Source organism: Salinibacter sp. 10B (assembly GCF_002954405.1).
GTDB lineage: Bacteria > Bacteroidota > Rhodothermia > Rhodothermales > Salinibacteraceae > Salinibacter.
The window spans coordinates 1,195,041-1,210,063 of record NZ_MQWC01000004.1 but is presented as its reverse complement, the minus strand read 5'-3'; the positions used below and the strand labels follow the sequence as shown (position 1 = coordinate 1,210,063).

Annotated in this window: 11 protein-coding genes; 4 read left to right on the top strand and 7 right to left on the bottom strand. The window is 61.2% G+C overall.

The annotated features are described in order from the left end of the window. Positions 1-119: 119 nt before the first annotated feature. Entirely contained in the window at positions 120-1,301 is a 1,182-nt protein-coding gene (gene sucC, locus BSZ35_RS05295) for an ADP-forming succinate--CoA ligase subunit beta (protein ID WP_105011466.1), read from the top strand. 84 nt (positions 1,302-1,385) lie between these two features. On the opposite strand, the gene BSZ35_RS05290 is transcribed toward sucC, so the two are convergent. From BSZ35_RS05290 to BSZ35_RS05260, 7 genes are all read right to left on the bottom strand, one after another. Then, positions 1,386-2,183 (bottom strand): aspartyl/asparaginyl beta-hydroxylase domain-containing protein, encoded by a 798-nt coding sequence (locus tag BSZ35_RS05290; protein WP_219846594.1) that lies wholly within the window; start codon positions 2,181-2,183, stop codon positions 1,386-1,388. Positions 2,184-2,295: 112 nt separating this feature from the next. Continuing rightward, positions 2,296-6,228, bottom strand: coding sequence for an efflux RND transporter permease subunit (locus tag BSZ35_RS05285; protein ID WP_105011465.1), 3,933 nt, complete (start codon positions 6,226-6,228; stop codon positions 2,296-2,298). 123 nt (positions 6,229-6,351) lie between these two features. Continuing rightward, positions 6,352-7,536 carry an efflux RND transporter periplasmic adaptor subunit gene (locus tag BSZ35_RS05280; RefSeq protein WP_105013734.1) on the bottom strand — a complete coding sequence of 395 codons (1,185 nt, stop codon included), beginning with the start codon at positions 7,534-7,536 and terminating at the stop codon, positions 6,352-6,354. A 53-nt stretch (positions 7,537-7,589) separates the two neighbouring features. Then, a complete protein-coding gene (locus tag BSZ35_RS05275) occupies positions 7,590-9,251 on the bottom strand; it encodes a TolC family protein (protein WP_219846593.1) in 1,662 nt (553 codons plus the stop codon). A 68-nt stretch (positions 9,252-9,319) separates the two neighbouring features. Next, the gene (locus BSZ35_RS05270) at positions 9,320-10,009 is read right to left on the bottom strand and encodes a TetR/AcrR family transcriptional regulator (RefSeq protein WP_105011463.1); all 690 of its coding nucleotides are present in this window, start codon (positions 10,007-10,009) and stop codon (positions 9,320-9,322) included. A 262-nt stretch (positions 10,010-10,271) separates the two neighbouring features. Then, positions 10,272-11,276 carry an SDR family oxidoreductase gene (locus BSZ35_RS05265; protein WP_105011462.1) on the bottom strand — a complete coding sequence of 335 codons (1,005 nt, stop codon included), beginning with the start codon at positions 11,274-11,276 and terminating at the stop codon, positions 10,272-10,274. A 69-nt stretch (positions 11,277-11,345) separates the two neighbouring features. Next, positions 11,346-11,855 (bottom strand): biotin/lipoyl-containing protein, encoded by a 510-nt coding sequence (locus BSZ35_RS05260; RefSeq protein ID WP_105011461.1) that lies wholly within the window; start codon positions 11,853-11,855, stop codon positions 11,346-11,348. 120 nt (positions 11,856-11,975) lie between these two features. Between BSZ35_RS05260 and aat the strand changes: the two genes are divergently transcribed. From aat to pfkA, 3 genes are all read left to right on the top strand, one after another. After that, complete coding sequence (gene aat, locus BSZ35_RS05255; protein WP_258096084.1) at positions 11,976-12,659, top strand: leucyl/phenylalanyl-tRNA--protein transferase; 684 nt, start codon at positions 11,976-11,978, stop codon at positions 12,657-12,659. Positions 12,660-12,719: 60 nt separating this feature from the next. After that, the gene (locus BSZ35_RS05250) at positions 12,720-13,640 is read left to right on the top strand and encodes a DUF1460 domain-containing protein (RefSeq protein ID WP_258096083.1); all 921 of its coding nucleotides are present in this window, start codon (positions 12,720-12,722) and stop codon (positions 13,638-13,640) included. A 322-nt stretch (positions 13,641-13,962) separates the two neighbouring features. Continuing rightward, positions 13,963-14,937 carry a 6-phosphofructokinase gene (gene pfkA, locus BSZ35_RS05245; protein WP_181149406.1) on the top strand — a complete coding sequence of 325 codons (975 nt, stop codon included), beginning with the start codon at positions 13,963-13,965 and terminating at the stop codon, positions 14,935-14,937. Positions 14,938-15,023: the final 86 nt, after the last annotated feature.

Here is a 15,023-nt window from a genome sequence, read left to right as displayed (position 1 = left end):
GTGGTGCGGCCGTCGCAGCCCTCGAACAAGCCGCAAAATCGGGATTTCGGTTAGACCTTCTCACGCTCGATTATTTACTTACCCGCGAACTGTCCGTTCACCCAATCCGCCCGACGTTCATGAAGCTCCACGAATATCAAGCAAAAGGCATTCTTCGAGACTACGACGTACCGGTGCCGCAGGGCATCGTGGCGGAGACGGTCGACGACGCCGTCGCGGCCGCCGAGCGTCTTCAGGAAGAAGAGGACGCGAGTCTCTTCGTTGTGAAGGCACAGATTCACGCGGGGGGGCGCGGCAAAGGCGGTGGGGTCAAACTTGCCGAGTCGATTGATGAGGTGCGAGAATACGCCGACGACATCCTCGGAATGAATCTGGTGACCCACCAGACGGGAGAGGAGGGGCAGAAGGTGCGAAAGATTCTCGTGACCGCCGGTGTCGACATTGCGCAGGAGTATTACCTCGGCGTCACGCTCGACCGCGAGAAGAGCATGAACGTGATCATGGTGTCGACGGAGGGCGGCGTCGACATTGAGACGGTCGCGGAGGAGTCCCCCGATCAGATTCACAAGGTCTGGGTTGATCCGTCGCTGGGCCTGCGTCCGTTTCACGCCCGTCAGCTTGCATTTGCGATGGACCTGGAGGGCGATGCCTTCAAGCAGGCCGTCAACGCCATCACCGGCCTTTACGAGGCGTTCGAGGAGACGGACAGCACGCTGGCGGAGATCAACCCGCTCGTCCGCACTGAGCAAGGAACCATTGAGGCCGTCGACGCCAAGATCAACCTCGACGATAATGCCCTCTATCGGCACCCGGACCTCGAGGAGATGCGTGACCTCCATGAAGAGGACCCGACCGAGGTGGAGGCCGGCGAGCACGGGCTCAGCTACATTAAGCTCGACGGCAACGTGGGCTGTATGGTGAACGGGGCCGGACTGGCGATGGCCACCATGGACATTATCAAGCTGGCCGGCGGAGAGCCTGCGAACTTCCTTGATGTCGGGGGCTCGGCAAGTGCCGAAACCGTGGAGGCCGGCTTCCGCATCATCCTGAAGGATCCGAACGTGGAGGCCATTCTGGTGAACATCTTCGGCGGCATCGTGCGCTGCGACCGCGTGGCGCAGGGGGTGATCGAGGCGGCCAAGAGCGTAGACATTGACGTGCCGCTCATCGTACGCCTGCAGGGCACCAACGCCGAGGAGGGCAAGCAGCTGCTGGACGAGAGCGACGTTACGGTCAAGTCCGCCGTTCTATTGAAGGAGGCGGCCGATAAGGTAACGCAGGCGCTGGGCGTTGAAGCTTAGCGGTTGACGCATGGAGAGGGCGGAGGCATGGACGCGTGGCAATCCGCATCCATGCCTCCACGTCTCTATGTCTGTCCGTCGTCGTTATGCAGGCTGCGTCGTCATTTCGGCCTGTTCCAGTCGTTTGGACCACTGTCTCTGGTTCTCCCGGGCGTTTTGCACGACTGGCGTGTAGCGAAGCAGGCCGAGCAGTAGATCGTTGACGGCGGCCATGGGCTGTCGCATCGGACGCTTGACGTCCAGAAAGAGGATGGCCCGCTCTTCGTTGGTTTCGTTCCACACTTCGTGGTTGTAGGTGTCGTCGAACACCATGCTCTCCCCCTCTTCCCAGTGGGCGACCTCGTCGGCCACGCGGATGCGGCACTTCTCTGCGGGCGCGGGCACTTTGAGACCCAGATGGTAGCGTAGCACACCCTTATAGGGACCGCGATGCGGTGGAATGTGCTTGCCGGGAGAGAGAATCGAAAAGAAGGCAGTCGTCATGCCCGGCACCTGTTCGATCAGTTCCGTGGTGCGGGGGCAGCGTCCACAATTCTCTTCTGCCTTTACGCCGTAGCCGTAGAGGAAAAACGTCTTCCAGTCGTCGTCCTGTGAGATCGTGGAGGCGTCCTCGGCAATGTCGTGAAAGCTGGGAAGGGCTTCCCGGTATTCGAGGATCTCGTCGAGCTCCTCCCGCATCACGGTCCAGTTGTTTTCCAGCACCGAGGTCCACTCAAAACGACGGGGGTCGTGGATCGGACGGTCGCCTACCGTCGAAAAGGCCCCGTATACGTCATCCAAAGCGTGCATGCCCAAGTGCCCGAGCGTTTTGAGAACCGAGTCGTCGCGGTCCTGGAAAGACTGCTCCTGAACAGACGGTTCTTGAGCGGGAGTATTACGCATAAGTCTTGCTTTCAGAACGATCGTAGATACATGCGATCATTCAAGGTAAAAACAAGACAGGACTAAACTGTTGTTTCCAGTTCATCTCGGGGGCGTCATAAGATCATGTTCTCTACGCTTCAGGAGAAGATGTCTCCGGGGTCGGTTGATCAGACCCCTTCGGTGCGCCATTGCCCGCGACCTCGTCCTCGTCGAGGAGGCTGTCGGTCGTGACAGCGTCGCTCACAATCGACGCATTTTCGACGCTTCCCCCGAAGGCCTGTGTTACGCGGAGGCTCACCGAGTCGAACGTGGAGTACATCACCGGCACGATGACCAACGTGAGGAACGTCGCGAAGGTGAGGCCAGAAATGATGGCGGTGCCCATCGGGCCCCAGAACTGGGTGTTCTCACTGCCGATTTGGAAGTTCGGCGCGAAGTCTGCCAGCAGGCCTACGAAGTCCACGTTGATGCCGAAGGTGAGCGGCACGAGGCCGAGCACGGTCGTGAGGGCTGTCAGTAGCACCGGACGCAGGCGGGTGGCGCCGCCTTCAATAATCGCATCCTGCTTGTTTTGGCCCCGCCCGCGCAGCTGCATGATGTAGTCGACCAGCACAATGTTATTGTTGACGACAATGCCGGCCAGCGCAATGATGCCGATGAAGGTGAAGAGATTGAACGGCGTGCGCGTGAGGATGAGGCCCAGCAGAACACCAATCATGCTCAAGCCAACGGCTACCATGATGATGAAGGGGGCACTGATTGAATTGAACTCGACAATCAGGATGAGTAGAATCAAGGAGGCCCCGACGAGGAGGGCCGTGGTCAAGAAGCTGAAGGATTCCTGCTGTTCCTCGTTGCCGCCGGTATACTCCATCGTGTAGCCAGAGGGAAGGTTCTCCCGGTACTCCGAAAGCTCATTCTGCACGCGCGTAAGCACGTCGGGGCCGTTGAAGCCGGGGGCCGCATCGCCGGACACGGTCACGACTCGGTTCTGGTCGATCCGGGTGATGGAACCGAAGCCCGTTCCTTCCACGATATCCGCGACGGACGTGAGGGGAATTTGCTGGCCCCGCAGGTTGGTCACGGTCAGGCTTTCGAGGCTTTCGATGCTCTGTCGGTCCTCCTTTTGGAGGCGGACAGTGATATCGTACTCATCCTCGCCGCTTCGGTACGTATCGGCCTCGATGCCCTGGATGGCCGAGCGGACCGTTTGTGCGATGCGGCTCGTCGAAAGGCCGTACTTGGCTGCCTGTTCGCGGTCCACGTCCACCTGCACCTCGGGCCGTCCAGTGTTCAGGTTGTCGGCGACGTCCACGAGGCCGGGAAGCGTTCCACTCAGGGCCGCGTCATTGAGTCGGCGTTTGACTTCCTTCGAGATCTGGACGATCCGCTCAAACTCGGGGCCTGAGATCTCGATGTTGACCGGCGGCCCGGTTGGGGGGCCTTGCTGCTGCTTCGTGAATTCAATCTCAGTGCCGGGGATGCCTTGCAGTTGGGCCCGCAGCTTTTCGAGGGTTTTGGTGGACGGTTCGAGGCGGTCGGCGTAGTCCACCATGTTGAGCGAGACGCGCGAGCGCTCGGGTTGCTGGGCCCCGCCGCCGAACATCGCGTCGCCCCCCACACCCACGTTCACGAGCAGGTTTTCGATGTTGCCCTCCGATTTTGGATTCTGATCGAGAAGCTGCAGGATGCGATCCTCCACCGTCTGCGCGACGCTGTTGGAGGCCTCGATGTTGGTGCCCAGCGGGGCCTCGGCGTTGATCTGGACCCGGCCCGGATCGGTGTCCGGGAAGAAGGCCTGCCCGGTCGGGGCGATGAGGAAGAGCCCCACGATCAGGACGAGCCCGCCGAGAGATCCGTTTAGGAGGGCCGCCCGGGTGTCGGTGAGCAGGAGGCGATCGCGCGAGTTGAAGAGTCCGCCCAGGACGCCGACGAGGACGAGGAGCGTGGGCACTGCTGCGAGCCGCAGCATTGTGTTGGGTTCAATGCCGCCGGCCAGGTAGTTGAGCCCGAGCACGGCGAACATGACGGCGAGAATACCGCCGCCCACCTTTGCACTCGTCCAGCCGCCCAGGTACACACTTTCGAGCGTATGCACGACCACACCGAGAGCGCCGAGGCCGGCGAGCACGCCGCCCGGCACAAGCAGAAGCATTCCGGCCGTCTGCCCGGCGAGCGCGGAAATGAGGCCGCCGCCGATTGCCAGGACCACTCCGGCTGAGAGGGCGACGAGCGCGCCGGTGTTGCGGAGGTAGGCGTACGGCACCGAGTAGTCGCGGTCCAGCATTCGTCGCAGAAAGCCCCGGTACCACGCCACGAGTTTCGGCAGTCCCGACTCTACGAAGCGGTCGCCAATCGGCGACATGATATAGACGTGAAGGAGGTAGAGCACTGGGATGCCCGTCGCGACGACCACCAGCGTCTTCCAGTTTGCAATGCCGAGCGTGACGCCCAGCAGTAGAATGAGGGCCACTCCTCCGTAGCGGGCAATGGCGGGCCATTCCTGGGACGCGTCTGCGTGTCCGTTCTCGTTCCCCTTCACCTGCACGAAAAAGCCCGTGATGACGGGGTTGATGACGAGGGCCACAAACAGCGAACTCGTCAGCGTAATGATGAGCGTGAGCGGCATATAGCCCATAAACTCCCCGATAATCCCTGGCCAGAAGAGCATAGGGGCAAAGGCCGATACGGTCGTGGCGGTCGAAGCGACGACAGCCGGGCCGACTTCGGCCGTCCCCAGCCGTGCGGATTCCCAGCGCGAATACCCTTCCTCCCGGAACCGATAGATGTTTTCGATGACCACCACCGCGTTGTCGACCAGCATCCCCAGCGCGATGATCAGGGAGAACAGGATGATGAAGTTGAGGGTCTGTCCGAGGGCCTGGAAGACGAGGAAGCTGGTAAACATGGACAGCGGAATGGCAATGCCCACCAGCGTGGCGTTGCGCACCCCTAGGAAGAAGAGCAGCACGGCAATCACGAAGATGAGGCCGCTGATAATGTTGTTCTCCAGATCCGTTACCAGCGTCTGTACGTTTTCGCTCTGGTCTCCCGTAACGAGCACCTCCGTCCCGCTTGGAAAGTCAAAGGTCTCAAGGGTCGACTTCACCTCGGCGGAGGTTTCCAAAATGTTGGCACCGGGGCGCTTCGTCACGTTCAGCGAGATGACCTGAGCGGTTCGCCGTTCCGATTCCGGGACCGACACTGTTTGGCCGGCGTCGTTTTCACGCTTCAAGATACGCAGGCGGGAGTAGGAAGAGCGGTCCTTGAACCCGAAGATCACGTCTGCTACGTCCCGAACGTAGACGTTGCGACCGTTTGGCGTCGACTTAACGACCAAATTTTCGATCTGCTGCGAGGGGTTGTCGAACTGGCCATTCACCCGCACGAGGTAGTTTAGCCGATCGATGTCGATCGAGCCGCCCGGAATGTTCGTGTTTTCCTGCTGAATGGTGCTCACGAGATCGTTGAACGACACCCCGTGGCTTTTCAGCGCGGAAAGGTCGACATTGATTTGCACCTCTCGGGTAAGGCCGCCGATGAGGTTCGCCTCCAGCACACTGGAGATGCCTTCGACCTCATCCTGTAGGTCTTCGGCCACCTCTTTGAGGCGGGCCAGAGAGTAGGACCCCGACAGGTTGACGGTCATGATCGGAAACTCGTCCGTGTTGATCTCGTCGACCATCGGCTCCTCCACAGCCTCGGGCAGGTCGGGCTGGGCCCGGTCTACGGCCCGGTTCACTTCCTGGTAGGCCTTGTCCGTATCCACGTCCGGGGTAAATTCGACGACGATCGTTGACACGCCCTCCGAGGAGGTGGAGCGCATCTCATCGATGCCGTTGATCGAGCTAATTTCCTGCTCGACGACCTGCGTGACCGTTGACTCGACGTCGCTTGGGCTGGCCCCCGCGTAGATGGAGGTCACCACGATCTGTGGAAACTCAATAGAGGGCTGAGATTCCTTCGGAATCGTGAGGTAGCTCGTCAGTCCGCCGACCGCCAGGATCAGAGTGAAGACGGCGATCGCAGTGCGGTACTTGATCGAAAGGTTGGTAATCTTCATCGCAACAATCGTCGGTTCGTAGGAGGCAGAGCGGCAGCCGGGTAAAGAGGAGCGTCGGACGTGCAGGGAGAGGGGGCCGCACGTCTCGGCCGGGGGACGATCCCGTCAGGGACACGGTTCCCGTTATTCGGTTGGGGGGGTAGGGAGGGAATTCTCCTCGTAGGGAGTGCCCGCCGCGGACGTTCGGTTGAACTGGTCGGTGACCTCCAGCGGGGCGCCGGGGGATACATTGTTTTGTCCCACGATGATGACCTCCTCCCCGGCGGCGAGGCCCGAGTCGGCTACGACACTTCCGCCGGTTTCAGGTCCGAGCGTGATCTCCCGATTTCGAGCCACGGCTGTCGTATCCGAACGATCGACCACGTAGACGTGCGTCCCAGTTTCGTCGCGCAGTACGGCAGTGCGGGGCAGAACGAGGGCACTGTCGAGCACGGCACGCGTGACCCGGAGATTGACTCCCATTTCGGGCTTCAGCGTGCGGTTTTCATTCGACACTGTAATTTCTACGGTGAAGGTGCGGCTCTGCGGATCAATGGTATTGCCCACGAACGTCACGTCAGCGGTGCGCACGCCCGCGCCGTAGCGACGAAAGTCGAGCTGGACCGGGGTGCCGATTTCAATGTCGTTTGCGTAGCGCTCGGGAATGCCCGCCGTAATCTTCACCCGCCGTGTATTGACGAGGCGTGCGAGCCGTGTGCCAGGGGCCGCTTGCTCCCCGACCTCGAGAAAGCGGTCCTCGATCGTGCCGGCGAACGGGGCCTCAAGGATCGCGTCGGCCAGACGGGTCTGCGCCTGGTTGAGGGCGGCCCGTGCCTGATTGCGTTCCGACCGAACCTGTTCAAATTCGAGAGCGCTGATGACCGAGTCTCGGTAGAGCGGTTGCTGGCGTTCAAAGCGGTCCTGTGCGAGCTCGTACTGGGCCTTTGCCTGCTCCACGGCGGACTCTGCCTCTTCAGCGTCGATCTTGGCGACGGGCGTTCCCTTGTCGACCCGCGTGCCGAGTTCCAGTAGCATCGTGACAGGACCGTCGGTTTGGGCCGAGAGCGTGGCGTCGTCGATGGCCTCTACGGTTCCGGTTACCTCAATCACGTCGGTAAAGGAGGTCGGCTCTAAGAGGAGGGTCTCCACCCGGGTCTTGGGCTGGGAGCGCGCCTGCGTGGATGACGATTTCGAGGCCTGCCCGTCGCTACAGCCGCTCGTGAAGAGGAGCAGACCGGCGAGGAGGGGCGTCAGAACGAACGTAGCGAGCGTGCGAAACGTCACGTCGGAAGAGGAAGGAGTGGAAAAGAGCAATCGAGGTACGGTCATGAAATCGTTGCGATCGTCGGAGAGCGTGCGTCGACGGAGGGAGACGAGGGGCGTCATCGACTCGTCATCAGGTAGGATTCAGATGTCGGGGTGAGGGGTTGGCCGAGTGCCGTTTCGAGGTCGCTGCGGGCCACGAGGTAGTCGTACACGGCTTGGAGGTAGTTGAGGCGGCTTTGGTCGAGCTGGTCGGACGCTTCTCGCAACTCGATGGGGCGCGCCACGCCCTCGTCAACCCGTTCCGACATGTGGTCGTAGTTCAGTTCCGCACGGCGAACGTTGGCCTCCTGGGCCTGAATGCGCTCACGGGCATTTTCGAGGTTGCGGATGGCCCGGCGGACCTCCACCTGCACGGCCTGCCGCAGCTGTTCCAGCTGCGTCTGCGCCCGCTGTCGCTGAATTTCGGCCTGCTGGAGGCGGGAGGAGCTCTGAAAGCCGTTGAAGATATTCCAGCTGAACTGGAGGCCCACACTAAAGGAGGGATTCCAGAAGTCGTCGCTGAAAAAGCCGCGGCTCCGCTCGCGATAGTAGAACGGGTTGGTCGGGTCCTGGGGATCGGTGGTGAGCACCTGGGAGCGGTTATCGGGGACGCGGCCCGAGTAGTTGAAATTGGCTATCGCCTCGACGCGGGGAAAAAACTCGGCGCGAGAGGCTTCCTTTTGGATTGAGCGCAGTTCCACGTTGAGGCGGGCGCGCTGTAGGTCGGGCCGGTTTTCGATCGCCTGGTCGACTGCTTTCGACATCGAAATGGTTTCCAGGGACACCTGCTGTAGTCCATCCTCCTGCTGATTTTCCAGATCGCCTTTTAGCCGGATAGGCGTCTGCGGAGAGAGCCCGATGGTACGCTTGAGGTTGTCCTGGGCGAGATCGGCCGCATTGCGGGCTTCGATCATCTGTGTGCGGGCATTCGACAATTCCACTTCGGCACCAAGCCGCTGGGCCTTCGGAGTGACGCCTCGCTGTACCTGCATCGACACTTCCTGGAGGGTTTTCTGGGCTCGTTTCACCCGCTGTTTGCGAACGCTGGCACGCTCTTGGGCCAGCAGGGCCTGGTAAAAGGAGGTCACCACCTCGTTGGTCGTTCTCTGTACCTCCCGATCGCGGGCATGTCGGCTCACCTCCTTGAACTGCTCGGATCCTCGCACGGAGGCAAAGGCCTGTTTACTATAGAGCGTCTGCGTAAGCTGGAGTCCCCCGTTGAACTGATTGTCGACGCCGAAGGGGTTGTCTCCTCCCCCCCCGAGGGAGATCCCAGCCGCAGCGATGCTGTCCCGCTGCCGCTGCGTGAAGGCGCGGTAGGAAATGGGGTCCGTGGACGGGTCCATGTCCAGGCGACGACGCTCATTGAAGGCCAGCCACTCGGTTTCTCCGCCGCCGCCAAAAAAGCTCGTGACGTCACTTCCAGCGAAGGGGTTGGCAGTCACGACGTTACGGGTATAGCTACCCGTTAGGTCGAGCGACGGGTAAAGGTTGCCCCACGCCTCGCGGACCTGAGCGTCGGCCTCGCGCACATCGAGCTGTGCAGCCTTCAGGTTGAGGTTCTGTTTCAAGGCCATGCCCACAGCTGCCCGAAGGGTGAGAACGACGGGATCGTCCGGCGAGGCGGAGACGGCAGGGTCCTCAGACACCTCCTGGGCCCACACCGAGGCGGAGGGGGCAAGTCCGAACAGCCCGAAGCAAAGTAGAAGGGCCGAGACAGGGGAGACGAAGGAGCGCATGCGGCGCATAACAGGTCCAATCACGGGTCGTGCGATTTCTCAGAAGGACGAGGCAAAGAGAGCGAATGTTACGGTGCGGACGAGGGGACGTCATTCGTCTCCAGACCGTCGAAGAGCAGGGTCGTCAGAAGATCCGCTGCCTTTTCCGGATGGTTGAGAAACTCCTGCTCTTCACACGGACAATGCTTCTGCTCAAGGGTGCAGTGCGTCCCCATCCCCCGAACATTTGCAAGGAGAAGGTTGGCAACGGACGAGGGCGGGAGCGATTTCATCTCGCCCCGATCCACAGCTTCCTCCAGCACCGGCATGAGGGCGTTCAGCAGACGCTCATGCTGTTCACGAAAGAACTGCGTTCGGTCCGGGTCGTCGCTGAAGGCCATCAGGTGGGCTTCGCGAACCAGAATGAGGAAAAGATCCTGCTGGTCACGGACCAGCTCAAAGTGGCGCTCGACGAACGTGTGAAAGGCGTCGCGGAGGGGCTTCTGGCCCTCGAGGCTATCCTGAAACACCGTGTGGATGAGCGTCTCCATCTCGCCGATGATGTCCTCGAACACTGCAAAGAGCAACTCTTCTTTCCCACCCTCGAAGTAGTTGTAGAGCGTCCCCTTGCCGAACTCGGCACGATCGGCGATTTCGTCAAGGGTGGCGTCGGCGTACCCCTTTTCCGCAAAGACGGAGCGGGCAGCATCGAGCATCGCCTCGCGGCGCATCTGTCGCTCCCGCTCGCGGCGAGAAAGGGAATCGGAAGAAGAGGACATAGAAGAGGGAGGGTGGACGAAGCGTCAGTATGTGACTATCCAGTCAGCCAATGACGATATAGTCATATTCTGACGGAAAGTTCAGGGTGAAATTCGAAGACAGGACGAATCAACGAGAAAAGTCAGTTCAATGGGTATTGACTGACTGGTCAGTCAAAATGGGGGCTTCCAAACGTACTGCCATCCGTTCGAAGTTCGAGGACGGTAACCAAGATCGATTGAAATCAGAACGCCCCGGCCGAATCGGCCGGACGGCGTCCGGCTAGGCCGAGGCGGCTCTTGACGTGCTTAGGACTTGTGCGAGTCGATCGGCCGTCTCGGAAAACGGACGAAAGGTGCAGTCCAGTTCGGTCCGAGCCCGTGTATTGTCGAAGCGGTAGGTGTGGCAGGCGGTGCGAGCTGTTTCGCGGGAGAGGAGGGGTTGAGATCGGGTGAGTGTGGCGACGGCCTCGGCCACGGCCGAGCTGGCACGAAGGAGCGGAACGGGAATTGTGTAGTGGGGGCGAGGCACGTCGAAGGCCTCCGCAAGCGTCGTGGCAATGTCCATCCAGGACCGGTTGTCGCCCCCGAGGATGTAGCGTCGGCCCGGTTTGCCGTTCGCCATGGCGGCACGATGCCCAGCGGCCACGTCGCGCACGTCCACGACGTTTGTGCCCCCGGGAGGAACGGCGACCATCCAGCCGCTGCGTACGGCATCGACAATGCGCCGTGTATTGGTGTGGGCATTGCCGACGCCGAAGACCAGCGATGGATTGACGAAGACAGCCTCCAGCCCTTCGGCGATGCCGCGATGCACTTCCATTTCGGCCTGCCGCTTCGAGCGGGCGTAGGCAGTGCGATGCGGAGCGTCCTGCCAGGACGTGTCTTCGTCGATCGTCGAGTTGGGCGTACGGGGACGGCCCAGGGCCGCAATGCTGGAGGTGTGCACTAGGCGATCCACGTCGGCTTCGAGCGCCGCGTTTACGACATTCGCGGTGCCCTTCACGTTCACGCGCCGGAGAGAGGCCCGATCGCCAGGAGAAAAGCTCACCTTGGCTGCCACGTGAAAGACGCGGTCCACGTCCCGCATTGCGTCGTACAAGCTGGGGGCATAGGTGACATCGCCCACCGCGTGCTCTACCTCGTTGGCGACGGCCCCCAGCAAGTCCAGCGAAGAGGTCTCCCGGCGAAGGATGCGTACGTTGGCGTCATCGGCTACGAGTTGACGGGTAAGTACCGAGCCAATGAATCCGGTAGCGCCCGTCACGAGAACCGTCCCGTCGGCCATAAAATCCCGATCTCTTGTGCGAAAAAGCAGTGTGCGGCGTTTGTGGGGCTCTTTCCCCTAGGTCTGAGATTACTCCGCCGGTTCGATTTCCACCAGCAGGTCGTCCTTGTCCACCGCATCGTCACTCGCCACATGAATTGTGCCCACGACACCGCCGGAGGGAGCTTTGAGTTCGTTTTCCATTTTCATTGCCTCCAGTACGAGTAGGCCCTGATCGGCTTCCACCGTCTCGCCCTCGTCCACGAGAATGTCGATGACAAGGCCGGGCATTGGGGCGCGCACTTCGCCTCCGGCAGCGGCATCGGCCCCTAGGCCGAATTCGTCCACCAGCAGATCCCGCTCATCCTTGACCTGCACCTCCGTCCGCTGCCCCGCAATTGTGACGCGCATGGTGCCGTCGCCCATCGGTTCTACCGATACGGGCATGCTCACTCCGTCGACGATGAGGGAGACGTAGCCGTCTCGCAGGACCTCAAAGGCGTAGGGCTTGGCCTCACCGTCCACGAGCACGCGGTCCTCCTCAAACGAGAGGTCGAACGAGCGGTCGCCGACGATCGCGCGGTAACTGGGGGTGTCCATGGGAGAAGGGGAGGGAAAAGAGTGGAAATGGGCAGCGAAACTCGTCTTCTAAACTCTCGCTTCCCGGCATAGTTTGACGGTTCAGCGAGAATGTGTCCTTCCCATTTCACACGCGCCCTCGTGCCCGACGACATACGCCTCACGCCTCGTGTGCTCATTCGTGCCTATGCCAGTGGGATTTTTCCAATGGGGGATGACCGCACGGGCACAGTCCAGTGGTTTTCGCCCGACCCGCGAGCTCATCTGCCGCTCGACGCGTTTCACGTGCCCCATAATTTGCGGCGGCGGGTGCGGAAGTGCGAGTTTGCGGTGACGAGTGATCGGGCCTTTGGGCGTGTGATTCGGGCTTGTGCCGACCGCCACCGGACGTGGATTACGCCCCGAATCATCGAGGCCTACACCGACCTGCACAAACTAGGGCGGGCCCATAGTGTCGAATGCTGGCAGGACGACACGCTCGCAGGGGGACTCTACGGGGTCGCACTCGGTGGGGCCTTCTTCGGGGAATCGATGTTTTTTGAGGTTAGCAATGCCTCCAAGGTAGCGCTCGTTCATCTGGTGCGCCAGCTTCGGGCGGGGGGGTACACGCTCCTCGATACGCAGTACTCCACCGATCATCTAGAACAGTTTGGCGTAGTGGAGATCCCGCGACGCGACTATCTGCAACGCCTCGATGAGGCCCTGCGGAGAGAAACGACGTGGTGGCCGCTCGCGGACGAGGAGGCGTCCCTTCTGGATCGACCTGTGTCTGAATTCGACGCGTCTCGCCCGGCGAAGAGAAACGAGGGCGGGTCGAATGGGTGAAATGCACGCCCTATTGCCGTCTCACACGCCTTTGGTCCCATGCGTCGTTGCTCTCGTTTCATGATCCTCATTGCTGCGATTGGTCTTCTCGTGGGGGGAAGTGGCTGTCAATCCGCTTCGGATGCGGATCCAGCTGATCCTGCTACGCCCGATTCCTCAACCGTAGGAGCGCTTCCCGACAGTGTGCTGACGCCGCCGGATTCGGCCACGGCTGCCCAGTTTGCGAGCGTCATGCAGCACGCCATGGCCCATCGGTCGGAGGTCGAATCGGTCGGAGCACTGATGCAGGAGATTGGACTCCAGTTTCGAGGTCGTCCGTACATCGCCGGGACCTTGGATGAGCCGGCAACCGAAACGCTCGTCGTACGGCTCGACGGCTTTGATTGCGTGACGTTTGTCGAGACCGCACTGGCAATGGCCCGCGGGGCGATGGCGGGCGATTCGACCTACGCTGGCTTTGCGCGCCGGCTGGCCGAGCAGCGCTATCGGAACGGGCGCATGCAAGGGTATTGCAGTCGTCTGCACTACTTTACCGAGTGGCTAGCCGACAATGAAGACCGGGGCATCGTGGAGCGGATCGATGACGATCTCGGCGGACGCCGGATGACCGACACGCTCGACTTTATGAGCACGCATCGCTCCGACTATGAGAAGTTTGCGACCAACGACAGCCTCTATGCCTGCGTGCAGAAGATGGAACAGGAGGTGCAAGCACGGCAGCAGGAGCGGCCCGTTCACTTCGTTCCGCAGGACTCGATTCGGGCCGTTTACGACCAGTTACGGGCAGGGGACATCGTCGCCCTCGCGACCTCCATTCAGGGACTTGACGTAACCCACACCGGGCTCGTCTACGCCCATGAGGATGGCGGCCGCGGACTGTTGCATGCCTCCCTCTCCGACGGCGTCGTAGTTTCGCCCGATCTTCAACGGTACGTTCAGAAGATCGATCATCAGATCGGTATTGTAGTAGCCCGTCCCTAGTCTTCGCCGTCAGGAGGGGATGGTAGGGACGCTCGTGCAATGCGCTTTCGGGACCTACTTCCACCGGGACGAAAATAGCCGCTTGAGGAAGGGACAGCCCGTCATGATCATTGTGGGACGTATTCGTGCTCAGTTACGGGTTCTCCTCCGCTTTGTGCTCTGTCGGAAGTGCGCTACACACCGACCGCAAGGACCCCCCATTCCGGACAAACCAAGCGGGACGCCTCCGGGGCCGTAATGCGGAGAGGGTCCCATAGGGGCTTTGGCCCCTCTCTTTCGTTGGACGCTCATCGACTCGTCATATTCTACCCCTATGCAGGACATACAGCGCCTCGGCGTGTACACCAGTGGGGGCGACGCCCCCGGCATGAATGCATGTCTCCGGGCCGTCGTGCGCACCGCACTCACGAATGACCTCGACGTGACCGGCATCCGGCGCGGCTACGAGGGCATGATCGAGGGCGATTTCGTGGAAATGGATCGTCGATCGGTTTCGAACATCGTGCAGACGGGCGGGACCGTACTGAAGAGTGCTCGCTCGGAAGAGTTCATGCACGAAGAGGGGCGTGCGAAGGCCGCCCAGCAGTTGCGCCAGAACAAAATCGATGCGCTCGTCGCCATTGGCGGGGACGGGACCTTTCGGGGTGCCTCGAAGCTGCACGATGAGCATGAGTTTCCCGTTGTTGGGGCGCCGGGCACGATCGACAACGATCTGTACGGCACCGACGCTACCATTGGGTACGACACGGCGCTCAACACCGCCATCGAAAACATCGACCGGGTGCGCGACACCGCCGACGCCCACAACCGTCTTTTTCTGGTGGAGGTGATGGGGCGAGACGCGGGCTTCATCGCCCTCAATTGTGGCATCGGTGGGGGGGCGGAGCTTATCCTGATCCCGGAGACGATCACCGAAATGGACATGGTGAAGGAGCGGATCCTGTCGCTCATGACGGCCCAGCGCCGGTCGACGATTGTCGTGGTGGCCGAGGGGGACGAACTCGGCGGTGCGCGTGGCATTGAGCAGGCCCTTCGCGACGATCCGGACTTTTCAGACATCGACCTGCGGTCGACCATTCTTGGGCATACCCAGCGTGGTGGGGCGCCGACGGCCAGCGATCGTGTCCTTGCCAGCCGGCTTGGGGTTGCCGCCGTCGAGTCGCTGCTCGATGGCCATTCGGACGTCATGGTGGGCCTCGTGAACGGCGAAACGAAGCTCACGCCTCTCCGCAACGTGTACGGCCGCCGCAAATCCATCGACTACGATCTTCTGAAGCTGACGCAGATTCTGAGCTGAGAGGCTGAGTTTCGCGTTCGGCTCCACGGTCATTGGTCGCATGCCTTTGCCGAAGGGGATGTATTTCGTATTGCGTATTTCGTGCG